Source organism: Cupriavidus sp. 05N39, assembly GCF_056397325.1.
Map to the genome: position 1 here is coordinate 1 of NZ_JBFTNE010000342.1, position 415 is coordinate 415.

The 415-nt window shown below is 68.2% G+C and carries 1 protein-coding gene; it reads left to right on the forward strand.

The genetic code is table 11. The features are described from left to right. Positions 1-162: 162 nt before the first annotated feature. The coding region (locus AC1DN0_RS41615; RefSeq protein WP_477146689.1) for a BlaI/MecI/CopY family transcriptional regulator at positions 163-415 on the forward strand (253 nt) is incomplete at its 3' end.

Consider the following 415-nt stretch of genomic DNA (forward strand, 5'->3'; position numbering starts at 1 on the left):
GGTGGAGCGGGGACAGTCCGGGCTCGCAGGCTTGGATGCGGTCGAGGACCAGAAGGTTTAAGCGCCCCGCCCGCGACCGTTCGTCGGCGGACGCCCTCCGGCACTTGACGACAGGTGTAGTCACTGGCACGTTAGCGACACGTGTAGTCATCGGAGTGTGCCATGCGCGGCAAGACCATCGGGGACCAGGAGCTGGCCCTGTTGCAGTACGTTTCGGAACAGGGGGGCGCGACCGTGGGCGAGGTCGCGGCCGGGTTTGGCGAGGAGCGCGGGTTGGCGCGTTCGACGGTGCTGACCATGATGGAGCGCCTGCGCGGCAAGGCTTACCTGCAGCGCAAACAGGTGCAGGGCGTGTACCGCTACGCCGCCACCAGTGGCCAGGACAGCGTGGTGCAGGGCGCGGTGGCCAGCTTCG